The sequence below is a fragment of the Pseudomonas sp. HP_08 genome, assembly GCF_055284095.1.
This window is the reverse complement of record NZ_JBTOQC010000053.1, coordinates 253396-274848: the sequence shown is the minus strand read 5'-3', so window position 1 is coordinate 274848 and position 21453 is coordinate 253396. Positions and strand designations below refer to the sequence as shown.

Below are 21453 nucleotides of genomic sequence, written 5' to 3'. Positions count from 1 at the left end.
CAATCGTTACTGGCCGGTAAAGTCCGGGCGGCGTTTTTCCTGAAAAGCCTGGATGCCTTCGCGGCGGTCGGCGGTGCCGGCCAGCACGGTAAAGGCATGGCGCTCGAAACGCAGGCCGCTGGCCAGATCGAGGTCTTGCGCCTTGAGCAGCGCTTCCTTGGCCAGGCGCACCGCCAGCGGGGCCTTTTCAGCGATGCTGCGGGCGATGGCCAGGGCGCGGTCGACGGTGAATTCCGGCTGGGTCACTTCGCTGACCAGGCCGGCGCGCTGGGCGTGGCGGGCGTCGATCGGCTGACCGGTGAGGACCATCTGCATGGCCAGCGACTTGCCCACCGCACGCAGCAGGCGTTGCGTGCCGCCGGCGCCGGGCATGATGCCGAGGTTGATTTCCGGCTGGCCGAAGCGGGCGTCTTCGCCGGCGATCAGGATGTCGGCGTGCATGGCCAGCTCGCAGCCGCCGCCCAGGCAAAAGCCGTTGACGGCAGCGATCAGGGGTTTGGGAAAGGCGCTGATGCGTTGCCAGTGAGCGACGCGTGGATCGTTGAGGATGCCGACCAGATCGCGCTCGGCCATCTCGTTGATGTCGGCGCCGGCCGCAAAGGCCTTGCGACTGCCGGTGATGACCACGGCGCGGGTTTCGCTGTCGCTTTCTGCGCTGTCCAGCGCGGCGGCCAGTTCACCCAGCAGTTCGGTGTTCAAGGCGTTGAGCGCCTGCGGGCGCTGCAGGGTGATCAGGCGTACGCCGGCGCAAGGGGCGGTCACGGCAAGGTGTTGAGGCATTGAAACGTCCTCCGGCTGCACGTGCGGCGTGTGCGCCGCTGATTATTAGAGCTGATTATTAGAATCATGCCCGCTCGGGGCGGTGCTGGAGTGAGTATAAGCATTAAGTGATACAAGACAATATGCTTTGATGTGATTTTTTGTGTCCTTATCTGATTTTTATGAAGGGTTGGCTAGAGAAATATGACGATTGTTGTGATACAAGAATATCCATGGATAGAGAAATTAAAGCGTTTCAATACAGGAGTCCTTGCCATGACCTGCTACAGCCTCGATGGCCTCACCCCGGTGGTGCATCCCAGCGCCTATGTGCACCCGACCGCTGTGCTGATCGGCGATGTGATCATCGGTCCTGGCTGCTACGTCGGCCCGCTGGCCAGCCTGCGCGGTGACTTCGGCCGCATCGTCCTGGAGGAGGGCGCCAATATTCAGGACACCTGCGTGATGCACGGCTTCCCCGACAGCGACACGGTGGTGGGCCGCAACGGCCATATCGGTCACGGCGCGGTGCTGCACGGCTGCCGGATCGGCGAGGACGTGCTGGTGGGCATGAATGCGGTGGTGATGGACTACGCCGACATCGGCGCGCGCTCGTTTGTGGCGGCCACCAGTTTCGTCAAGGCGCGCTTCAGCTGTGAACCGCAGTCGCTGGTGATCGGCTCGCCGGCGGCGGTCAAGCGCACGCTCAGCGATGACGAAGTGGCCTGGAAGCAGGCTGGCACCCGCGAGTACCAGCAACTGGCGCAGCGCTGCCTGCAAAGCCTGGTGGCGTGCGAGCCGTTGAGTGAAATCGAAGCGCAACGCCCGCGCATCAGCGACAGCGCGTTTCGCCCCAAGGCCACCGGTCAGGCGGCCGGTTGATGGGCAAGCTCGCCGTAATCGGTGCCGGGCGGGTATATTCAGCGTCTTTATCGTCGCCCGGTAGGCCCATGTCGTCTCTCGCCCCGTTGAACCACCTTATCCAGCGCTTTCAGGAGCGCACGCCGATCCGCGCCAGTTCGCTGATCATCACTCTCTACGGGGATGCCATCGAACCGCACGGCGGCACTGTCTGGCTGGGCAGCCTGATCCAGTTGCTTGAACCGATGGGCATTAATGAGCGGCTGATTCGCACCTCGATCTTTCGCCTGACCAAAGAAGGCTGGCTGACCGCCGAAAAGGTCGGGCGGCGCAGTTACTACAGCCTGACCGGCACCGGACGGCGGCGTTTCGAAAAGGCTTTCAAGCGCGTGTACAACGCCAACGTGCCGGCCTGGGACGGCGCCTGGTGCCTGGTGGCGCTGACGCAACTGTCGGTCGAAAAGCGCAAGCAGGTGCGCGAAGAACTGGAATGGCTGGGCTTTGCCGCCATCGCCCCGACCATGCTGGCCAGCCCGCGCAGCGACAAGGCCGACGTCAATGCGACCCTTCAGGACCTGGATGCGCTGGAAGACAGCATCGTCTTCGAGACCCGCAGCCAGGACGTGCTGGCTTCCAGGGCCTTGCGTGCGCAGGTGCGCGAGAGCTGGAACATTGATGAGCTGGGCAAGCATTACAGCGAGTTCATCCAGCTGTTCCGGCCGTTATGGCAGACGCTGCGCGAGCAGGACAGCTTGCGTGGCGAAGACTGCTTCATGGCCCGCACGTTGCTGGTTCATGAATACCGCCGGTTGCTGCTGCGTGATCCGCAATTACCCGATGAATTATTGCCCGGCGATTGGGAGGGCCGTGCGGCACGTCAGTTGTGTCGCAATATCTACAAGCTGGTGTGTGCACGGTCGGAGGAGTGGCTGAATGCGGCACTGGAGACGGCGGATGGGCCGTTGCCGGATGTGGGGGAGAGCTTTTACCAGCGGTTTGGCGGATTGCGTTAGCGATCGCTCTGACGTTCAAGATCAGGTTGTATCGGCTTTATGTCTCGGTCTTTGAGAAAGGTTCCGACCCTCTTCGGGCCGGGTTACTTTGTCATGGCAAAGTAACCAAACCGTTTGCTCCTGGTTCCGGCCCCTTCGGGGTCCCCTCCCTCCGGCATTGCTCCGGGGGTCGCCACTTAAGGCCATCCATGGCCTAAGCGGCTAACGGGGCATTCATGGCCCTTTTCCCCCCTGCGCAACGCCTCCACTCGGCCTGCACAAGTCGCGATTGGCGTCGTCTGCACTGTCGCGCACGAAAAGCAGATCAAAAGCTCTTGATCTTGATCTTGATCTTGATCTTGATCTTCTACACAAATATCACAGGCACCGCAGAACGCGACTTGGGCGCAAGGCCGAGTGGAGGCGACACGGAGTCGGGGAGCGAGGCATGGATGCCGAGCCAGCGCCGCTGGGCCAGGGACGGCCCATCGGCGCGGCCCGATGGAGTGGCGCCGGAATGAGGGAACCCGAAGGGCCAAGCCAGGAGCAATGGTTTTGGTTACTTTGGCCGAAACCAAAGTAACCCGGCCCGGAAGGGGCCGGAACCTCTCCAGCAGGCCACCCCACCAAGCCGATACAAACCGATCGCTTTCACAACGAATCAAAAATCCCCACGCAATGTCACGACATAGCTACGTGGTTCGCCGAACAGGTTCGAGCGGTCCAGCGCCGCCGAGGTGGTGTAGTACTTGCGGTCGAACAAATTCTCGGCGTTGAGCGAAACCTTCCAGTGCTCGTCCAGTTTCCAGCTGGCCCGCGCATCCCAGATCGCATAACCGGCCACGCCGTAGTCCAGCCCTGCCGTATTGGGCACCGCATACGCCGATTGCGTGGTCACGCCGGCACCCACCGTCAAGCGGTTCCAGTCACCCGGCAGGTTGTAGCTGGCGTTCAGGCGCAGCATGTGTTTCGGCGTTTCGTAGGTCAGTTGTTCTTCTGTAGTGCTGCGCACCATGTTGTAGGTGTAGCCGCCGAATACTTGCAGGCCCGGCAGTACTTCGCCGCTGGCCTCGATATCGAAGCCCTTGCTGCGCTTGACTGTGCCGTTGGAGTAGCAGGTGCCGAACGAGTCGTTGCTCAGGCAGGCGCCGGAGTTGTCGATGTCTTCCACCGCCACATCGTTCTGCTTGATGTAGAACAGCGCCATCGACAGGTTCAGGCGCTTGTCGAACAGTTCGCCCTTCAAGCCGGTTTCATAGTTGGTGCCGATCGCCGGATCCAGGGGCGAGCCGCTGACGTCGCGGTAGTTACCCTGCGGGGTGAAGATGTCGGCGTAGCTGGTGTACCAGGTCCAGTTCTCGTTCAGGTCATACAGCAGGCCCACGAATGGCGTGAGTTCGCGGGCTTCCTTGGCGGTGTAGCTCAGGGCGGCACCGGTCTTGACGTCGTAGTCGTAGGTGTACCAGCTGGCGCGGCCGCCGAGCACCAGGCTCAACGGTTCGGACAGGCGCAGGCGCACGTTGCCGTAGAGGCCGGAGCGTTCTTCGGTGGCGTCGATGTCGGTGCCCCACGCCGGGCGCGCCGGTTTGGCCAGGGCGCTGTGGTTGACGTTGAAGATATTGATTGGCGAGTTGACCGCGACGGTCGCCTGTTTGGTGTTGAATTGCTGCCGCGACCAGGTGGCGCCCAGCGTCACTTCATGCTCCAGGCCAAAGGCGTCGAAGTTGCCGTTGATGTGGCTGTCCAGGCCCGTGCTCTTGACCTCGTCGCGACGGAACAGCACGCCTTGAAAGCGCGAGCCGGCCAGTGTCGTCGGGTTGATGGCGCCGCGGGCATAGGCGATGTTCTGATCGAAGCCGCCTTCTGAGTAGGTCAGCGAGGTCTTGCTGGTCCAGCGGTCGTTGAAGCGGTGCGCGACTTCGGTGAACACCTCGTTCATGTCGCTTTCGAGGCGGTTCCATTTCGGCGCCAAGTTGGTCGAGCGCGAGATGTCCAGGGTGTTGCCGTTGTTGTAGCGCGGCAGGCCGTAGATCGAGTAGCCGTTGATGACGTTGGTTTGCCGGCGCAGGCTGGCGGTCAGCGTGGTGGACTCGTTGAGGTCGGCCTCGACGATGCCGTACAGCAGCGGCGTGCGGCTGTTGCGTGCGTCCTGATAAGAACCTGCGTCTTCATAGGCGGCGACCATGCGCCCGCGCACGCTGCCGGATTCGTTGAGGCTGCCACTGCCGTCCAGGTCCATGCGGTAGTTATCCCAGGAGCCGGCGCGCGTGGTGACCGAAAACTGCGGCGTGGCGGTCGGGCGCTTGCGCACCAGGTTCACCGCGCCGCCGGGTTCGCCGGCACCGACCAGCAGGCCGGTGGCGCCGCGCAGCACTTCGATGCGGTCATAAATGGCGGTGTCGGGTTTCATCCAGCCGGTGACCTGATAGGCCTGGCCCGGCACGCCGTCGTACAGGAAGCTCTCGGCGGCCATCGTGAAGCCGCGCGAGGTGTACACGTGACCGCCGAAGTTGCGGTACTGAAAGCTGATGCCGGGGGTTTTCTCCAGCACCTTGTCCAGGCTGTTGAGGTTCTTGTCGTCGAGCAACTGGCGGGTGACCACGGTGACGGTCTGCGGTGTTTCGCGCAGTGATTGGGTGCTGCGGCCGATGGTGGTGGCGCCGGTGGTATAGGAGCCGGTGTTTTCAGTGGTGGTGCCCAGCAGGTTGGAGTTGACCGTGGTCGCGCCCAGCTCGACCTGGCCGTCACCGACCACCACGCGCGGCACGACCCGGTAGCCGCTGCCGGCGGCCAGTGCTTGCAGGTTGAGCGGTGCCAGCAACTGTTGCAGAGCCTCGGCCAGGCTGTAGCGACCGTTGAGGCCGGCGCTGCTCAGGCCTTGGGTCAAGGAGGAGTCCGCCGCAATCATCACACCGGCCTGCTGGCCGAGCGCGCCGAGTGCCTTGTCGAGGCTGCCGGCCGGAATGGCAAAGGCCTGGCGCTGGGCATCATCTACCGTGCTGTTTGCCGGCGCGGCCAGAACAACAGGGCTGGCGCTGGCGATCGACAGGCCGAGCAGGGTGGCGCGCAAGGCGCAGGCAAGCGGGGTTGGGCGGGTGTGCATAGAGCGATCCATATGATGAATGAAGGCAAGGGCGCGCTGTTTTTCAGCGTCTACACCTGTCTTGATGCTCGAAGCGGGAAAAACTGCCGGACAGGAAAGAAAATTATTCGGATTTGCAAACAAGGCACTTGAGTGCAGCGCGGATTGCAGGAGCGCGACGTGGCCAACCCCTATGCCGGCATCACGCTCGCCCAATACCCCAAGACTTTGCTGATCCGCACCGGCAGGGTGCGGGTCAGCAGGTCGAGGCTGGCGTCGGGACGGTCCAGCGAGAAGGCGCCGGAGACCAACAGGTGGGCCACCGCAGGATCGCAGCGCAGGACGCCGCGTCGGTAGCGGTCGAGTTCGGCGATAACGTCACCCAGCGCGCTGCGTTCGACGATCAACTGGCCCCGCGTCCAGGCAGTCGTCGCCTGCGCCAGTTCTTCGATGCCTGCGATGTGCCCGGCGTCGAAGCGCGACTGTTGTCCGGCGCTCAGGTCTTGGGGCGGGCTTTGATCCGGTTGCAGCATCGCGCTGCCGGCCAGCACCTGAACGCGGGTGTCGCGCAGGGCGCCGACGTCATGCGCGACGATCAAGCGTGTGTGGGCGGCGGGCCGTACCCAGCCGTCGCCGGTGCGGATCGCCAGGCCCTGATCGGCGCCGAGCGCCAGCAACACCCGGCCGCGGGTCAGCATCACCTGGCGTTCGGTCTCGCGGGTATGAATATCCAGCAGGGTTTGCGTGTCCAGTTGCAGGTCCAGGTTGGCCAGGCGCAGGTCGCGCCGTTCGCCGGTGCCGGTGCGGTAGTCGCTGAACAGTTGCGGCAGCAGCACCCGTTCATGTGCGCCCCAGCCAGCGGCGGTGGCCACGCCCAGCCCGGCGAAACCCTTGAGCAGCGTACGCCGCGAGGTGCCGCTGCGGGCCTTGAGCAATTGCCGGGTATGCCGCGCCGGCAGGTTGGCGGCGCCGCTGCGCAGGTCCTGGCCGATGCCGACCAGTCGCTGCCAGGCCAGTTCATGCTCGACCGAGGCCTGGCGCCACGCGGCGCACGCGGCGTGCTGGGCATGGTCGGCGGTGCCCGACTGCAAGGTCACGGCCCAGAGCATGGCCTGTTCGAGCACCTGCGGGTCGATCGGCCTGCGGTTATCGAGCGGCTGGAACAGGCTCATTGTTCATAGACTGCGGCGTAACAATGACGCAGCGCCTTGAGCATGGCTTTTTGCACGCTGTTGACGCTCAGGCCGACCTGCTCGGCGATTTGCGGGTAGGTCAGGCCATCGAGCTGCGACAGCAAAAAGATTTCCCGGACCTTGCCGCCCAGGCCGTCCAGCACCCGGCCCACTTCATCCAGCGCTTCAAGCACCAGCAGGCGGGTTTCCGGGGACGGCCACAGCTCGGGCTCCAGCAGGGCCAGCGAATCCATGTAGGCGCGCTCCAGCGCCTGGCGCCGGTAGTGCTCGATGCACAGGCGGCTGGCGACGATATTCAGGTAGGCGCGCGGTTCACGAATCGGCGGCAGCTTCTCACTGCGCAAGATACGCACGAAGGTGTCCTGGGCAAGGTCCAGCGCCGATTCCCGGTCGCCCAGTTTGCGCCGCAGCAATTGCACCACCCAGCTGTGATGCTGGCTGTACAGTTCGCCCACGACGTGTTGCCGGGAGGTGGTAGCAGTCATGGCGGATGGCCTCGGTACGGAATCGGTGGCAATTTCGGCGCGTATGGTAATGGTTCTTATTAAGTTGTTGAACGTTTAATTACACTTTCGGATGAGCGCGGCCCTGGTCTGTCTCAGTACCGACACAGGATTGTCTTTGCCAGCCGGCGGTTTTTCTCGTAGCGTGATGCTGTCGTCTTGCCAGTTGCCAGTGCGACGTCTTAATTTCAGGATGTAACGCTGTGACCGACCACGAGATTCAAGCCCTGCGCAATCGCGTCAGCGCCCTCGAAGCCGAAAATACTCATCTGCACGACCAGTTATCGACACGTAACCAGCACGCCGAGGCCGCCCTGGCCCGCTCGCAGGAGCGCTATCGTTTTCTGTTCGATTCGATGGATGAAGGCTTCTGCATCATCGAATTCTTCGACGGCCCGCATGGGCCGCTGAGCGATTACATCCATATCGAAGCCAACGCTGCCTATGCCTTTCATGCCGGCATTCCCAATGTGGTCGGCCAGAAAGTGCGCGAGATGGTTGGCGCCGAGGCCGATGGCTGGGTCGAGATGTACGGCGGTGTACTGCGCACCGGCGTGCCGATCCGTTTCGAGCGTGAGCTGGAGGCCACCGGGCGCTACCTGGCGCTGACCGCCTTTCGTATCGAACCGGTGGGCAGTCATCAGGTGGCGGTGCTGTTTCAGGACGTGACCGAGCGCAAGCGCGCCGAGCGTGCCCTGCAGGAGTTGAACGCCACGCTGGAAAGCCGGGTGCGCGAGGCGGTGGCCGAGCGCAATGTGCTGGCCGATGTGGTCAATGGCACCGACGCGCGGATTCATGTGATCGACCTGAATTACCGCTGGCTGGCGATCAATGCCATGGCCGCCTGGGAGTTCCAGCGTTTGTTCGGCGTGCAGCCGCGCGTGGGGCACAGCCTGCTTGAAGCGCTTGCCGACCAGCCCGAGATCCGCGACAGGATACAGGCGCTGTGGACACGGGCGCTGAAGGGTGAAGAGTTCATCGAAATCGCCAGTTTCGGCGATGTCGCGCGGTATTACGAAATTCGTTACAGCCCCTTGCGCAACGCCGAAGGCCAACTGGTCGGGGCATATCTGTTCGCCTATGACATCGGCGACCGCTTGCGTGAGCAGGAGCGCCTCAAGCAGGCCGAAGAGGCGCTGCGCCAGTCGCAGAAAATGGAAGCGGTGGGCCAGTTGACCGGCGGCATCGCGCATGACTTCAACAACCTGCTGACTGGTATCAACGGCTCGCTGGAGTTGCTGCGCACGCGCCTGAGCCAGGGGCGCTACGGCGAAATCGATCGCTATGTGTCCGCAGCCCTGGACGCCTCGCGACGTGCTGCCTCGTTGACCCACCGGTTGCTGGCGTTTTCCAGGCGCCAGACGCTGGACCCCAAGCCGGTGGACATCAATCGGCTGGTGGTGGGCATGGAAGAACTGATTCGCCGTTCGGTAGGGCCGCACATCACCGTCGAGGTGGTCACGGCCGTTGGCCTGTGGTCGACGTTCATCGACGCGCCGCAACTCGAAAACGCCTTGCTTAACCTGTGCCTGAATGCCCGCGATGCGATGCCCGGTGGCGGGCGGATCACCGTCGAAACGGCCAACAAGTGGATTGATGAACGTGCTTCACGGTTTCGCGATCTGTCACCGGGTCAATACCTCTCGCTGTGCGTGACCGACACCGGCACCGGCATGAGCCCGGAAATCATGTCGCGGGCGTTTGACCCGTTCTTCACCACCAAGCCGCTGGGGCAGGGCACCGGGCTTGGGCTGTCGATGGTCTATGGCTTCGTGCGCCAGTCCGGCGGTCAGGTGCGCATTTATTCCGAGCCGGGCCAGGGCACCACTATGTGTCTGTACCTGCCGCGCCACTATGGCGACGAGGTCGAGCAGATGGCAGAAGAGCCAGGCAGTCTGCACCAGGCGCACAAGGTACTGGCCACCAGCACGGTGATGATCGTCGACGACGAACCGACCATTCGCATGCTGGTCGGCGAGGTGCTTGCCGACCAGGGCTACTCGGCCCTTGAAGCCCCGGAAGGTGCCAGTGCCTTGCGCATTCTGGAAAGTGATGCGCGCATCGACCTGCTGGTCACCGACGTTGGCCTGCCCGGCGGCATGAACGGTCGCCAACTGGCCGATGCCGCGCGGCGGCTGCGCCCGCAACTCAAGGTGCTGTTCATCACCGGTTATGCCGAGAACGCAATCATTGGCAACGGCCATCTGGACCCTGGCATGTGGGTGCTGACCAAGCCGTTCACCATGGAGGCGCTTGCCAGCCGCATTCACGAGATGATCGAGCGTGAAGACTAGCGCTGATAACGAGCTGCACTGATGGAAAGCAAACTTTACATCAGGATGTGATTTGCTCATCATGTAAAGCACGCTTTCCATGATGAGGGTTTCATGAATATTTATCTTCGCGAGTTCGGCGGCGCCATGCTGGCCTATATGGTTGTGCTGGTTGCATCGCTGGTGGCCCTGAATGGCAACGACCTGATGCCCGCCGCGCAAGTGGCCATCAGCCTTGCCCCGGTGGTGCCCTGTGTGCTGGTGTGTTGGGCCGTGGTCCGCCAATTGCGGCGGCTTGACGAACTGCAACTGCGCATCCAGTTCGAGGCGCTGGGCTTTGCCTTCGCGGCCAGCGCCTTGTTGACGTTCAGTTATGGGTTTCTGGAAAACGTCGGTTTGCCGAAACTGTCGCTGTTCGTGGTCTGGCCGTTGATGGCGGTGATGTGGATGCTGGGGCTGTTCATCGCTTCGCGGCGCTACCGATGAACAACCACCTCAAGGCGCTGCGCGCCGAACGCGGCTGGTCGCAAGAGGACCTGGCCACCCGCCTGGGCGTGTCGCGCCAGACCATCAATGCCATCGAAAACGGCCGCTACGACCCAAGCTTGCCGCTGGCCTTTCAGATGGCCCGGCTGTTTGCCCGGCCCATCGAGGCGATTTTCGAGGATGATCAGCCCGCCTGACCGGCTCTGGCCGCAGGCTGGCTGGCCTGTGTTCGTGGCGCGGGCGTCTTGAGCAGTGCCTGAATGGCCTGGCTGTAGGCCTGACGCCCCAGGCGCATGCTGTTGTTGTGGGTGCCGCCAGGAATCAGCAACAGGTTTTTCGGTTCTGCAGCGGCCTTGAACAGCGCCTCGCTGAAACGCGACGGTACGTAACGGTCGTCGGTGCCATGGACGATCAGCACCGGCATGTGGATATCGGCGATCTTGTCTTGCGAGTCGAATTTCTGCGACAGCAGCCAGCGCACCGGCAACGAGGTGTAGCTGCTGGCGATAGAGGTCGCGACATCGGCCAGGTTGGTGAAGGTAGACTCGATGATCAGGCCGCGCGCCTGCACCGGGGCATCGCTACCGGCGGCTTCACGGCCCAGTTCGGCTGCCAGGTCCACAGCCACCGCTCCGCCCAGCGAGTGACCGTAGATCAGGCGCCGGTTCGGGTCCGGTTGCAGCAGCTTTAGCCGTTCCCAGGCAATACGTGCATCTTCATAAACACTTTTTTCCGACGGCAATTCACCTGCGCTCTGGCCAAAACCCCGGTAGTCGATAGCCAGCACTGAAAAACCCAGTGCGCGTAATTGTTCGATACGAAATAACTGCCCGGTCAGGTTCCAGCGCGAGCCATGCAGATACAACACGGCTGGGGCATCTTTGCGGGGCGCAGGCCACCACCAGGCATGGATATTCTGTTTATTGCCGAATGCCGGTGTCTTGAGTTCCAGCTCTTCGACGCCGGCTGGCAATCCTGCATACCAACTGGCCGTGCCCGGTTCGATGCGAAATACCAGCTCGCGCTCCTTGCGCTCCAGCACGACACAGCCCACGGGCAGGCCTACGATAATCACGGCCATCAGCGCCAGGGTCAGGCGCCGCCATTTGCGCGGTGCGGTTTTATGCGTCGACATGCAGGAAATCCGGTCATCAAAGTGAAATAGAGGCTGTTTATGCCGTGGCGTTGCAGCGCCAGACAGGAAATATCGGTTACAGGATATTGCTTGCTGCCGTCAATCCGTAGCCTGCATGAACGGCGCGCACCTGCTGTACTGAGGGGTGATCGCAGCGAGATTGGCTAGGTCGACGGCCCGCCTGCCGGGGGGTGGATATTGTTTCGCCTATCTGCGTAACATGCTTTAACACCGTCTTCATGCAGCGCATGTTCTTCAATTTCTTCAAAAGGTATTGCTCAATGCTCCTACACCGTCCCATGGAAGAAAAAGACATCGCCACCGTATGCGCTCTTCCTCAGAACGCCGACGAGCTGTTTTACATGTTCCCGCGCGCAGTCTATCCGTTCACCCCGGAGCAGTTGAAAGCCTCACTGGAGCAGCGTTCGGACCCTACGGTCATCGAGATGCATGGCGAGGTGGTCGGCTACGCCAACTTCGCGCGTTGCGATTTTCGCAATCGCTGCACCCTGGGCAATGTCATTATCGCCAGCCAGGCGCGGGCCAAAGGGGTAGGGCGTTACCTGATCGCCTGCATGGCCGAGATTGCCTTCGACAAGCACGAAGCGCGTGAAGTGACCTCCTCGTGTTTCAACAACAACGTCACCGGCCTGGTGTTCTACTCAAGGCTGGGTTTTCGCCCGTTTTCCATCGAGGAACGGCGCGACAAGCAAGGCCTGCCGGTGGCGTTGATTCATCTGCGATTGCTGCGTCCGGAGTGATTGCCCGGTTTTTCAATGCGCCTGTCGACCGGAGCCGCGCTGTCGGTTCTGGTCGATAACGGCTTTATTCACACGGATTGTTCAAAGTTTAACAAGTTCATTTGCAATGCTTTTTAAATAAAGTGTCTGCTGGATGAAACGATTCTCTATGACCTGTTATCGAATATGTAACAGGTTGCCTTGTTTTACATCGTAACTTTATTGCCGGGCGTGTAAGTGAGGCGTATAAAGGACAACAATCACCGTTGTCTTGCGGTGGTAGCCCTTGAGCAAGCCCGCCGCTTGCTTATATCGTTTTTGAATACCAATAAGCGTAAGCGCTCGACGGACTTTACAGCGGCGCTTGCAAATAAGGAGATAGCAAATGATCGCTTGTGGACTGTCTACGCTTGAATTAAGAAGCATTGTCGAAGGGGCGTTTCTGCCCTTGAGTTGCACGTGCACCATTGCCCCGGATCGTTCCATGACCATTCAGATCACCGAACCCGTTACCGGGCGTGTGGATCTGCTGGTGACCGGTATCGACCTGATGCGCCTCGACAGCAGTCGCGCCATCAATGATCTGGTCGCCGGGCTGCGTGAAGAGCTCGACAGTGTCAGCCGGCCTCAGTTCTATTCGCGCCGCGCGTGAGCCTGTTACTGCTGTTGTAACACTGTGGTCGACACGGCAATTGTGTCGGCCTGCCGCGTCGTCATTACGTTGACGCCGGTTTTTTATCGCCTTGCGTGAACTGCATATAAAAAAACAAACAGTCCGGCTGTTCACGTGGCGCCATTCGGCACGCGCTTTATTCTTCTAATTTCCCCGATTTTCGCAGTTTAATCATGAGGTTGCCTGATCTTGCCTGGGCCTCGACAGGGCTTGTCGGTTATTTGACAGTCTTCATGATCTTTGCAACTATTCGATCAGGCAGGTGTCATTGTGCCGCCTGTCGACCGTTCCTTCTCTTCTCTCAAGTTTCGCTGCGCCGAGTGTGGCGGTAGCGTGGCTACTTCTTATGGGCACTCGCCTTTTTAATGCTGTTCACTGCCTCTTCAAAATAAACTGTTCAGGCTCGCGCAAACGTTTGTTTAGTGCGCAATTATGTTGACGCATGCGCAAGTGCTTTCAAACTAAGTGCGCAACTTCATGATTCGCAACACTGAATAACAGGAATGTAAATGGTTGTTTCCTGATGGAAGACGTCCTTGCGATTACGCCAGACGGGCTTCGTTTATCAACACGCCAAGGAAGACACACCATGTTCAAAGATCATACGCAAGTAACCTGTGCCTGCGTTGTGGGTGGCGCCGGGGTGGCGGGCATGGGCTTTTTGTTCAACGCCCTCAAGACCGGAACCCTGGCAGATCTGGCCCGCCATGGCCTGATCGTGGTCGACGCCAGTGAGACGCCGGGTATTGGCAGTCTTGGCAACTACCGCATCACCGCCAACTCGGTGGGCGATGTCTTTATCGATTGTTTGCGCGACCCGCGTCTGGCGGAAATTTTCGAGCCGCTGGAGTATTCCCCGGCCTACTGGCGGATTCGCCGCCAGGCCAACAGTGCACCACCGCTGGCTGAGGCCGGAGAGTTGATGGCCGAAGCCTCGCAACTGGTGCTGCGCCATATCGTCCAGCGTTACGGTGTCAAGATCTGGCACAGCACGACCATCACCGAAGTGATCTGGCAACCCGGCCAGTTGAGTCTGCGTGTCGAAACCGCAGGTTACGAGCGCCGTATCAATTGCCAGGGGCTGGTGCTCAATCTGGGCGGTCGCCAGAACCCGCAGCACCTGATCGAACACCTGGCCAGCCAAGGGCTGCGCTTGTCACGCGGGACGCAGATTCTGGGGTCCGACAGCGTATTGCGCATGAACGGGGTGCAACTGCGCGAGCAACTGGTGCCGCTGATCGCGCGTGGCCAGCGCATCAGTGTGGTGGGCGGCTCGCACAGTGCTTTTTCGGTGCTGGAGAATCTGGCCGATGCGCTGGAATTTGCCGGCCTGCGCGAGGTGACCCTGATTCACCGCAGCCCGATCCGGCTGTTCTACGAAAGCGCAGAGCTGGCGCAGGAAGATGGCTACGCATTCGAGCCGCAGCGCGATGTGTGTCCGGTGTCCGGGCGGGTCAACCGCTCTGGCGGCTTGCGTTATCGGGCGTTGAACATTGGTCGTGAAGTATTGGGCAAGGCCCGCATCGGCAAGACCGGGGTCGGCGTGCAGCGCATGCAGACTGAAGGCGGGCCGCCGGGCGACCATGAGCGCGCGGCGCGGGCGCTGGCTGACAGTGGCGCGGTGATCCAGTGCACCGGTTATCAGCCTGTAGTACCTGTGCTCAGTCACGCCGATGGCACCCCGATCGAGTTGCGTCAGGCCCGTGGCGGGCTCGACTCCGACGCCAGCGGATGCCCGCTGGACCAGCACGGGCGGCGGCTGGACGGCTTGTACCTGTTCGGCATCGGCTCAGGCCTGGCGGCCGATCCGCAACTGGGCAGCGAAGCGTCGTTCGAAGGCCGGATTTATGGCGTCTGGCAATTTCACCACGATGCCAGTCGCGTGGTGATCGAAGCCTTGCAGGCGCGTCTGCAACGGCTTGCACCGGCCGCAGAACACGGCCGGTATTCGCTGGTGCAGACGCTCGATGAGCATATACACCTGCTGTTGCCGGATTTGATCGGCAAGGTCTGAGCAATGAGTGAAGTCCCCTTTGTCCCGTGCTGCCGTGAGGCTGGGCGGGATTTTTTTATGCAAGTGTGCTGGCGGTTGACCACCTGACACTCATCGATTGAGTGGCTGCGCCCGATCCACTACGCTGCACAGACGCCAAGGAGAGCAACATCTATGCGCATTCTGATTGTCGGTGCGGGTGCCGTGGGGGGATATTTCGGCGGGCGGTTGCTGGAAGCCGGTCGCAATGTCACGTTTCTGGTGCGCACTTCCAGAGCCCAGGCCCTGGAGCGCGATGGCCTGCGGGTACGCAGCCCGCAGGGCAATATCCAGTATCCGTCGCCACCCTGTGTACTGGCCCACCAACTGGTGGCGCGGTACGACCTGGTTCTGCTCAGTTGCAAGGCCTACGATCTGGAAAATGCCATCGAGGCATTCGCCCCGGCCGTCGGTCCCGAGACATTGATTTTGCCGCTGCTCAACGGCATGGCGCATCTGGATCGGCTGATCGAGCGCTTCGGCAGCGAAGCGGTGCTGGGCGGGCAATGCCTGGTGTCGCTCGACCAGGATGCGGGCGGCATCATTGTGCACCTCAATGCCCATCATCAACTGCGCTTCGGCGAACTCAGTGGCGCGTCCAGCCGGCGGATCCTGCGGGTCGCCGAGGTGCTGGCCGATGCCGGTTTCGAGGCCAGTTTCAGCCAGCACATCATTCAGGACATGTGGGACAAATGGTGCTTCATCGCCACCCTGGCGGCGGTCACCGGCATGATGCGCGCGCCCTTGGGCGATGTACTGGCGGGCGGCGGCGAAGAGTTGATCACTGCAACCCTGCAAGAATGCGCGCACATAGCCCTGGCGGCGGGCTACCCCATGAGTGCCGCGGCACAGCAGCGTTGCCTGGCAATGCTGACGGTGCCGGGGTCGGCGCTGAGCGCCTCACTGCTGCGCGACATCGAGCGCGGCGCGGCCACCGAAGGCGAGCATCTGCTGGGCGATCTGCTGGTTCGGCGTCAGACGCTGGGCATTACGCCCGCTGGCTTGTCGATGCTGGAGGTGGCCTGCATTCATCTGCGCGCTTTCGAGGCGCGGCGCAGCCGGGAAGGTTAAGGCGCGATCCGCGCTATAAATCAGCGGGCTGCTACCCTTAGGTTTCCTTTTCTCTCTGATGGAGGCCGATTCATGCCAGTCAAACATGATCTGTTCGCGGACTTGCACTTGAGCAAGGAAGACATTCTGGCGCGTGGCAAGAGCGATGAGCGTCTGCAGCATTTGCTCAATGAGTACCAGCAAGCCGACCTGAACGTAGTAGATGCCGAAAAAGGACTGGCGGGAGGCATTGGCGACGATGACCTGAAAAAACTCAAGGAACACCGTTTGTTGATCAAGGATCGCATCGCTTCGCGTCTTGAAGCGGGCGATTGACCCATCAATGAAAACGGCACCTCAACAAGTGCCGTAATGCCATCCACCCGTGCATGCAACGCTGTGCGGGTGGATCGCTTGAATCGAGGGAGGCGCCAGGAATTATTGGGAGTTCTGGGTGGGTGCCAGCTCTGCCTGGATACGCTTGTAGATTTCTTCACGGTGCACTGAAACGTTTTTAGGTGCATTGATGCCCAGCCGCACTTGCAGCCCTTGGACACCAAGAATGGTCACGGTGATGTCGTCACCGATGTTTATGCTTTCGCCTACTTTGCGAGTGAGTATCAACATAATCTTTTCCTTGATGGCCTCTTGTAGCGCCTCTCTCAAGAGGCTGGCGTTTGCCTTTGCGTGGTGATTGTTGCCGAGTGCATCCAAATGCTTCCATCAATATGACGTTGCAGCGGTGAATTTAATTCCCTCGGTTCATTATCTTGTCACCTTGATTTGCATCAACATAGTGGCAAGTAAACCAATTCTGCCCGTTTTATCCTGTAAATGCCCGTATTTACTGGCAAAATCTGCAAAAAACCTAGATTGGATCCAGATTGACATGATCATCGCGCATTAGTTGCAATGTAGGACACTGCATCAGACTGCGTAGTCCCTGGCCGAGTTTTAGCGTAGGCCTTGGCACGCATAATTGCCTGAGCTTTCTGATATTTCAATTGGAAAGAGGTTTTTATCAGGTAGGCGACAGGAATTGCGTGGGTGATTGAGAGTGTTTTGCACTTTAGCGAGGCGCAGTCTACTGGCTCACGACACACCGCAGTGTGCGTCAGTGTGTCGCGGGTTGTTGTTGAATAAGTGCACGGCTGCCGGAAGAAAAGTCCGACAGCCGTGAAGGAAGGGTCAGAGCACAGTCGAAAGCAGCATGATAAAGATGATGCCGACCACCGACAGAATGGTTTCCATTACCGTCCAGGTCTTGAAGGTTTCACTGACGGTCATGTTGAAGTACTGCTTGACCAGCCAGAAGCCCGCATCATTGACGTGAGAAAGAATCAGCGAGCCTGCGCCGGTGGCCAGCACCAGCAACTCGCGATTGACTCCAGGCACCAGGCCAACCACCGGCGCGACAATCCCGGCACCGGTAATGGTCGCCACAGTCGCAGAACCGGTCGCAATACGAATCACCGCCGCCACCAGCCACGCCAGCATGATCGGGTTGAGTTGCGCCTGTACCGCCATGTGGCCAATCACATCACCCACACCACTGGCCACCAGCATTTGCTTGAAGCCGCCGCCGGCACCGACGATCAGCACAATGGCCGCCACCGGCGTCAGGCTCTGGTCGAGCATCTTCATGATCTGCGAGCGATCAAAACCGCGAGCCGCGCCAAAGGTGTAGAACGCCAGCAGCAGGGCAGCGAGCAGGGCGCTGATCGGGTGGCCGATGAAGTCCATCCAGATGCGGAACACGTTGTTTTCTGCCAGCACCACATCGGCAAAGGTTTTAAGCAGCATCAGGAACACCGGCAGCAGGATGGTCACCAGGGTGATACCGAAGCCGGGCAGGTTCTGGGTGTTCGATTCCTTGGCAATCTGCGCCATCAGTTCTTCTGACGGGCTGCCCGGAATGTACTTGGAGATCCACTTGCCATAGATCGGGCCGGCAATGATGGCCGTAGGCAGGGCGACCAGCAGGCCGTAGAAAATGGTCTTGCCGATGTCAGCGCCGAAGATACCGATGGCCAGCAGCGGCCCCGGATGCGGCGGCACCAGGCCGTGCACCGCAGAAAGACCGGCCAGCAGCGGGATGCCGATCTTGATGATCGACACGCCGGTGCGCCGTGCGACGATGAACACCAGCGGAATCAACAGCACAAAGCCGATTTCGAAGAACAGCGGAATGCCCACCAGAAAGGCGGAAAACATCATCGCCCAGTGCACCTTCTGCTTGCCGAAGGTACGAATCAAAGTCTGGGCGATCTGGTCCGCGCCGCCGGAGTCAGCCATCAGCTTGCCGAGCATGGTGCCCAGGCCAAGGATGATGCCGACAAAGCCCAGTACGCCGCCGAAGCCGTCCTGGAAGGCCTTCATCACTTTTTCCACCGGCATGCCGCTGGTCAGGCCGAGAAAACCTGCGGCAATGGTCAGGGCGATAAAGGGGTGGACCTTGAATTTGGTGATCAAGATCACCAGGCCGACGATCGTAACCAGGGCGTCGGCCAGCAAGTAGGTCTCGTGGGTCATACCGAACATGAGTGTTCTCCAGTTGTCATTATTTTATGGAGCCATTAAGTGAGTGATTGTTCATCGCAGATAGCGCTGTCTTTGTCGTGCAGGTAATTGTCGTGCAAACCGGGGCAGGCGTTCAGGCCTGGCGTGAAGCCTGCCACCAGTCAGCTGCCTGGCGGCCCAGTTCGACGATGCTTTGCGTCGCATCAACCACCAGCGTGCGCGGCTCGTCGAAGGGTGGCTCAAGGGCGGCGAACTGACTGTCCACCAGACTGGCGGGCATGAAGTGATTGGGGCGTTGCGCGCAGCGCTGGCGGGCCATTTCCGGAGACAACTGCAGAAAGACAAAACCCAGTTGCGGCACCATCTCGCGCAGGCGTTCGCGGTAGCGGCGTTTGAGCGCCGAGCAGGTCAGCACCGGGCGTTCGCCATTGGCCACGGCACTGGCCAGTTGCTCACCCAATTGAGTCAACCAGCCGGCGCGGTCGTCATCATTGAGGGCAATGCCGGCGCTCATCTTTTTGATATTGGCAGGCGGGTGAAAGCTGTCGCCTTCGATCAGGCGTCCTTCGGCATAGTCGGCAATGCATTGGCCAACTTCACTTTTGCCGCAACCGGAAACACCCATGATCACCAAGGCAGAAATAGCAGTTTTATCTGTTGTCACGTTTGCCATCCTTACTGAAGACAGCGCTGTCTTTTATTGATTGAGCAAAAGACCAGCTGAACTGTTCCAGCGCTTGTCGTTGTTTTTGTAGGTAAGATCACCATCGCGCAAACTCCAGGCTGTCGCAAGACAGCGGATGGCAGGCGCAATTCATTGCCTCGGGCGATGAGATAGCGCTACCTTAGAGCCGATAACGGCATCTTTGCAACCCCTCTTTCAGTTGGCAACGCATGGCACGTATTGGTTCCCGCTCCACCGGCCGCCCGACCCTCAACGAGGTCGCGCAACTGGCCGGCGTTTCTCCGATTACCGCCTCACGGGCCTTGCGTGGCGTCAGCACCGTCGCCCCTGAACTCACCGAAAAGGTTCAGGCTGCCGCGAAACGCCTGGGCTACGTGGCCAACCCGGCGGCCCGTGCGCTGGCGTCGTCCAGCAGCCCGAGTGTGGTGGTGCTGGTGCCGTCGCTGTCCAACCAGTTATTCATCGAAACCCTGGAAGCCATCCAGAACGTCCTGCGCCCGCGTGGCCTGGAAGTGGTGATCGGCAATTACCACTACAACCCCGCAGAAGAAGAGAAGCTGCTGCGCAATCACCTGATCACCCGGCCGCGCGGCCTTCTGCTGACCGGTCTCGATCACACCCCGGCCGTGCGCCGCCTGCTGGCCGCCAGTGAAGTGCCGTGCGTACACATGATGGAGCTGGACATCACCGAGCAGGCCAACTGCGTCGGCTTTTCCCAGCACCAGGCCGGTGCCGAAGCGGCGCGGCATTTGCTCGGTCGTGGCCGCAAGCGCCTGGCGTATATGGCTGCCCAGCTCGACCCGCGGGTGTTGCAGCGCGGTGCGGGGTTTCGTCAGGTGCTGGTCGAGGCCGGGCTGGACGATCCGCAGTTGCATGTAATGTCGCCCTTGCCGTCGTCCATTGGCCTGGGTTGCGAGCTGTTCGCCCGCCTGATCGAAGAACACCCGGACGTCGATGCGGTGTTTTTCTGCAACGACGACCTGGCCCAGGGCGCGGCCCTTGAAGCCTTGCGCCGGGGTATCGAGATTCCCGGGCAGGTGGCGCTGGTGGGCTTCAACGACTTGCCGGGTTCGGCGCACATGGTCCCGCGCCTGACCTCGATTCGCACCCCGCGTGAAGAAGTGGGTTTGCGTGCGGCGCAGATGCTGCTGGCGTTGCTCGACGAACAAACGCATGAACCCCAGATTGACCTGGGGTTCGAGCTGGTGGTGCGCGAAAGCTCTTGAGTGCTCAGCGTTTGCTGACAAACAACAGCAGGGCGAGGGCGGGCAGCACGGTGCCGGCCAGGGCGATGCCGCTCCAGGCGAACTGCTGATACAGCACACTGGCCAGTGCCGAGCCCAGCGCGCCGCCGAGAAAGATGCTGGTCATGTACAGCGCGTTGAGCCGGCCACGGCTGGCCGGGTCCAGGGCATACACCTCGCGCTGGCCCAGCACCATGTTCATCTGCACCGCAAAGTCCAGCAGGATACCGGTCAGCGCCAGACCCCAGAGGCTTGCGCCGGGCTGGCTCACGCCAATCAGCAGGGCCAGCGGCGCCAGGCTCATGGCGATCAATGAGGCACGGCGCGTGTGGCCGGCATCGGCCAGGCGGCCGGCGATGGGGGCCGCGATGGCGCCAATGGCACCGACCAGGGCAAACAACGCAATCTGGCTTTGCGACAAACCGTGTGCATGCATCAGCTCAAGCGGCACGGCGGTCCAGAACAGGCTGAAGGCGGCGAACATCAGCGCCTGATACAGCGAACGCTGGCGCAAGACCGGATGACGGCGCAGCAGGGTCAGCAACGAGCCCATCAATTGCCCATAGCTGGCGCGATGTTCAGGCAGGCGGCGCGGGATCAACAGCGACAACAGCGCGATGATGCCCAGCATCACCAGGGCTGCACTCATGAACATGACTCGCCAGCCGAAGTGATCGGCCACCAGGCTCGACAGCGGTCGGGCCAGCAGAATGCCCAGCAACAGGCCGCCCATGATCGATCCCACCACTTGGCCACGGCTCTTTTCGGGCGCCATGTGAGCGGCCAGCGGCACCAGCATCTGCACGGCCACCGAACTGAAGCCGATCAATAACGACACGGCAAGAAATACCCCGCCGTGCGTGGTAAGCCCGGCCAGCAACAGGCTGGCAGCGGCAGCCAGTGAGGTGCAGATCATCAGCCGGCGGTTTTCCACCAGGTCCGCCAGTGGCACCAGAAACAGCAAGCCCAGTGCGTAGCCGATCTGCGTCAGCGAAACGATCAGGCTGGCACTGCCCGTGCTCAGCTTGAGGTCGGCGGCGATCAGCCCGACCACCGGCTGGGCGTAATAAATGTTGGCGACGATGGCGCCACAGCAGAAGGCGAAGAGCATCACCAGCAGGCGTGACAGGGTACGTGGGGGCGAGGTGATGACAGCTACAGTGGGGTGCATGGCAATTTCTCCAGCGGGGTGGGAAAACAGATGCCATGAAGGTTAAGTTTTGCG

General features: G+C 61.1%; 20 protein-coding genes. 11 read left to right on the top strand and 9 right to left on the bottom strand.

The window, feature by feature from the left end; translation table 11 throughout:
• Positions 1–6: 6 nt before the first annotated feature.
• Complete coding sequence (gene paaF / locus ACYAS9_RS30290; protein ID WP_463572180.1) at positions 7–780, bottom strand: 2,3-dehydroadipyl-CoA hydratase PaaF; 774 nt, start codon at positions 778–780, stop codon at positions 7–9.
• Between the two features lie 255 nt (positions 781–1035).
• Here paaF and paaY point away from each other — a divergent pair, with 255 nt between their 5' ends.
• Together paaY and paaX are read left to right on the top strand one after the other, a co-directional pair.
• Positions 1036–1641 (top strand): phenylacetic acid degradation protein PaaY, encoded by a 606-nt coding sequence (gene paaY / locus ACYAS9_RS30285; RefSeq protein ID WP_463572178.1) that lies wholly within the window; start codon positions 1036–1038, stop codon positions 1639–1641.
• A gap of 68 nt (positions 1642–1709) precedes the next feature.
• Entirely contained in the window at positions 1710–2633 is a 924-nt protein-coding gene (gene paaX, locus ACYAS9_RS30280) for a phenylacetic acid degradation operon negative regulatory protein PaaX (protein WP_463572177.1), read from the top strand.
• A gap of 640 nt (positions 2634–3273) precedes the next feature.
• Here paaX and ACYAS9_RS30275 read toward each other — a convergent pair.
• The 3 genes from ACYAS9_RS30275 to ACYAS9_RS30265 form a co-directional block, all read right to left on the bottom strand.
• Positions 3274–5715 carry a TonB-dependent siderophore receptor gene (locus ACYAS9_RS30275; RefSeq protein ID WP_463572176.1) on the bottom strand — a complete coding sequence of 814 codons (2442 nt, stop codon included), beginning with the start codon at positions 5713–5715 and terminating at the stop codon, positions 3274–3276.
• A 170-nt stretch (positions 5716–5885) separates the two neighbouring features.
• A complete protein-coding gene (locus ACYAS9_RS30270) occupies positions 5886–6866 on the bottom strand; it encodes a DUF4880 domain-containing protein (RefSeq protein ID WP_463572175.1) in 981 nt (326 codons plus the stop codon).
• Positions 6863–7372, bottom strand: coding sequence for a sigma-70 family RNA polymerase sigma factor (locus ACYAS9_RS30265; RefSeq protein ID WP_463572174.1), 510 nt, complete (start codon positions 7370–7372; stop codon positions 6863–6865). The genes ACYAS9_RS30270 and ACYAS9_RS30265 overlap by 4 nt, the downstream gene beginning before the upstream one ends.
• Before the next feature lie 221 nt (positions 7373–7593).
• On the opposite strand from ACYAS9_RS30265, the gene ACYAS9_RS30260 reads away from it, so the two are divergent.
• The 3 genes from ACYAS9_RS30260 to ACYAS9_RS30250 all read left to right on the top strand — a co-directional run bounded on the left by ACYAS9_RS30260 (position 7594) and on the right by ACYAS9_RS30250 (position 10346).
• Positions 7594–9684 (top strand): ATP-binding protein, encoded by a 2091-nt coding sequence (locus ACYAS9_RS30260; RefSeq protein WP_463572173.1) that lies wholly within the window; start codon positions 7594–7596, stop codon positions 9682–9684.
• A 93-nt stretch (positions 9685–9777) separates the two neighbouring features.
• Complete coding sequence (locus ACYAS9_RS30255; RefSeq protein WP_463572172.1) at positions 9778–10149, top strand: hypothetical protein; 372 nt, start codon at positions 9778–9780, stop codon at positions 10147–10149.
• Positions 10146–10346: a helix-turn-helix transcriptional regulator gene (locus ACYAS9_RS30250; protein ID WP_463572171.1), complete on the top strand. Its 201-nt coding sequence runs from the start codon at positions 10146–10148 to the stop codon at positions 10344–10346. The genes ACYAS9_RS30255 and ACYAS9_RS30250 overlap by 4 nt, the downstream gene beginning before the upstream one ends.
• On the opposite strand, the gene ACYAS9_RS30245 is transcribed toward ACYAS9_RS30250, so the two are convergent.
• Positions 10334–11284 (bottom strand): alpha/beta hydrolase, encoded by a 951-nt coding sequence (locus ACYAS9_RS30245; protein ID WP_463572170.1) that lies wholly within the window; start codon positions 11282–11284, stop codon positions 10334–10336. The two genes, ACYAS9_RS30250 and ACYAS9_RS30245, sit on opposite strands and share 13 nt — an antisense overlap.
• A 281-nt stretch (positions 11285–11565) precedes the next feature.
• Here ACYAS9_RS30245 and ACYAS9_RS30240 point away from each other — a divergent pair, with 281 nt between their 5' ends.
• The 5 genes from ACYAS9_RS30240 (at position 11566) to ACYAS9_RS30220 (ending at position 16115) form a co-directional block, all read left to right on the top strand.
• Entirely contained in the window at positions 11566–12045 is a 480-nt protein-coding gene (locus ACYAS9_RS30240) for a GNAT family N-acetyltransferase (RefSeq protein WP_463572169.1), read from the top strand.
• Positions 12046–12409: 364 nt separating this feature from the next.
• Entirely contained in the window at positions 12410–12676 is a 267-nt protein-coding gene (locus tag ACYAS9_RS30235; protein ID WP_463572168.1) for a DUF1652 domain-containing protein, read from the top strand.
• 610 nt (positions 12677–13286) lie between these two features.
• Positions 13287–14711, top strand: a complete 1425-nt coding sequence (locus ACYAS9_RS30230) for a pyridine nucleotide-disulfide oxidoreductase (RefSeq protein ID WP_463572167.1) — start codon at positions 13287–13289, stop codon at positions 14709–14711.
• A gap of 153 nt (positions 14712–14864) precedes the next feature.
• Positions 14865–15800 carry a ketopantoate reductase family protein gene (locus ACYAS9_RS30225; protein ID WP_463572166.1) on the top strand — a complete coding sequence of 312 codons (936 nt, stop codon included), beginning with the start codon at positions 14865–14867 and terminating at the stop codon, positions 15798–15800.
• 72 nt (positions 15801–15872) lie between these two features.
• Positions 15873–16115, top strand: a complete 243-nt coding sequence (locus ACYAS9_RS30220) for a hypothetical protein (RefSeq protein WP_463572165.1) — start codon at positions 15873–15875, stop codon at positions 16113–16115.
• A gap of 102 nt (positions 16116–16217) precedes the next feature.
• Here ACYAS9_RS30220 and csrA read toward each other — a convergent pair whose 3' ends face one another.
• From csrA to ACYAS9_RS30205, 3 genes are all read right to left on the bottom strand, one after another.
• Positions 16218–16406: a carbon storage regulator CsrA gene (csrA, locus tag ACYAS9_RS30215; RefSeq protein ID WP_056838891.1), complete on the bottom strand. Its 189-nt coding sequence runs from the start codon at positions 16404–16406 to the stop codon at positions 16218–16220.
• A gap of 561 nt (positions 16407–16967) precedes the next feature.
• Positions 16968–18320, bottom strand: a complete 1353-nt coding sequence (locus ACYAS9_RS30210; protein ID WP_463572164.1) for a GntP family permease — start codon at positions 18318–18320, stop codon at positions 16968–16970.
• 112 nt (positions 18321–18432) lie between these two features.
• A complete protein-coding gene (locus ACYAS9_RS30205; protein ID WP_463572197.1) occupies positions 18433–18924 on the bottom strand; it encodes a gluconokinase in 492 nt (163 codons plus the stop codon).
• Between the two features lie 269 nt (positions 18925–19193).
• Between ACYAS9_RS30205 and gntR the strand changes: the two genes are divergently transcribed.
• On the top strand, positions 19194–20210 hold the full coding sequence (gntR, locus tag ACYAS9_RS30200) for an HTH-type transcriptional regulator GntR (RefSeq protein ID WP_463572163.1): 1017 nt from the start codon (positions 19194–19196) through the stop codon (positions 20208–20210).
• Positions 20211–20214: 4 nt separating this feature from the next.
• On the opposite strand, the gene ACYAS9_RS30195 is transcribed toward gntR, so the two are convergent.
• Positions 20215–21399, bottom strand: a complete 1185-nt coding sequence (locus ACYAS9_RS30195) for an MFS transporter (protein WP_463572162.1) — start codon at positions 21397–21399, stop codon at positions 20215–20217.
• Between the last annotated feature and the right edge of the window lie 54 nt (positions 21400–21453).

Coding starts and splice junctions, on each gene's coding strand:
- paaF (WP_463572180.1), bottom strand. CDS start 780: ATGCCTCAACACCTTGCCGTGACCGCCCCTTGCGCCGGCGTACGCCTG.
- paaY (WP_463572178.1), top strand. CDS start 1,036: ATGACCTGCTACAGCCTCGATGGCCTCACCCCGGTGGTGCATCCCAGC.
- paaX (WP_463572177.1), top strand. CDS start 1,710: ATGTCGTCTCTCGCCCCGTTGAACCACCTTATCCAGCGCTTTCAGGAG.
- ACYAS9_RS30275 (WP_463572176.1), bottom strand. CDS start 5,715: ATGCACACCCGCCCAACCCCGCTTGCCTGCGCCTTGCGCGCCACCCTG.
- ACYAS9_RS30270 (WP_463572175.1), bottom strand. CDS start 6,866: ATGAGCCTGTTCCAGCCGCTCGATAACCGCAGGCCGATCGACCCGCAG.
- ACYAS9_RS30265 (WP_463572174.1), bottom strand. CDS start 7,372: ATGACTGCTACCACCTCCCGGCAACACGTCGTGGGCGAACTGTACAGC.
- ACYAS9_RS30255 (WP_463572172.1), top strand. CDS start 9,778: ATGAATATTTATCTTCGCGAGTTCGGCGGCGCCATGCTGGCCTATATG.
- ACYAS9_RS30250 (WP_463572171.1), top strand. CDS start 10,146: ATGAACAACCACCTCAAGGCGCTGCGCGCCGAACGCGGCTGGTCGCAA.
- ACYAS9_RS30245 (WP_463572170.1), bottom strand. CDS start 11,284: ATGTCGACGCATAAAACCGCACCGCGCAAATGGCGGCGCCTGACCCTG.
- ACYAS9_RS30240 (WP_463572169.1), top strand. CDS start 11,566: ATGCTCCTACACCGTCCCATGGAAGAAAAAGACATCGCCACCGTATGC.
- ACYAS9_RS30235 (WP_463572168.1), top strand. CDS start 12,410: ATGATCGCTTGTGGACTGTCTACGCTTGAATTAAGAAGCATTGTCGAA.
- ACYAS9_RS30230 (WP_463572167.1), top strand. CDS start 13,287: ATGTTCAAAGATCATACGCAAGTAACCTGTGCCTGCGTTGTGGGTGGC.
- ACYAS9_RS30225 (WP_463572166.1), top strand. CDS start 14,865: ATGCGCATTCTGATTGTCGGTGCGGGTGCCGTGGGGGGATATTTCGGC.
- ACYAS9_RS30220 (WP_463572165.1), top strand. CDS start 15,873: ATGCCAGTCAAACATGATCTGTTCGCGGACTTGCACTTGAGCAAGGAA.
- csrA (WP_056838891.1), bottom strand. CDS start 16,406: ATGTTGATACTCACTCGCAAAGTAGGCGAAAGCATAAACATCGGTGAC.
- ACYAS9_RS30210 (WP_463572164.1), bottom strand. CDS start 18,320: ATGTTCGGTATGACCCACGAGACCTACTTGCTGGCCGACGCCCTGGTT.
- ACYAS9_RS30205 (WP_463572197.1), bottom strand. CDS start 18,924: ATGGGTGTTTCCGGTTGCGGCAAAAGTGAAGTTGGCCAATGCATTGCC.
- gntR (WP_463572163.1), top strand. CDS start 19,194: ATGGCACGTATTGGTTCCCGCTCCACCGGCCGCCCGACCCTCAACGAG.
- ACYAS9_RS30195 (WP_463572162.1), bottom strand. CDS start 21,399: ATGCACCCCACTGTAGCTGTCATCACCTCGCCCCCACGTACCCTGTCA.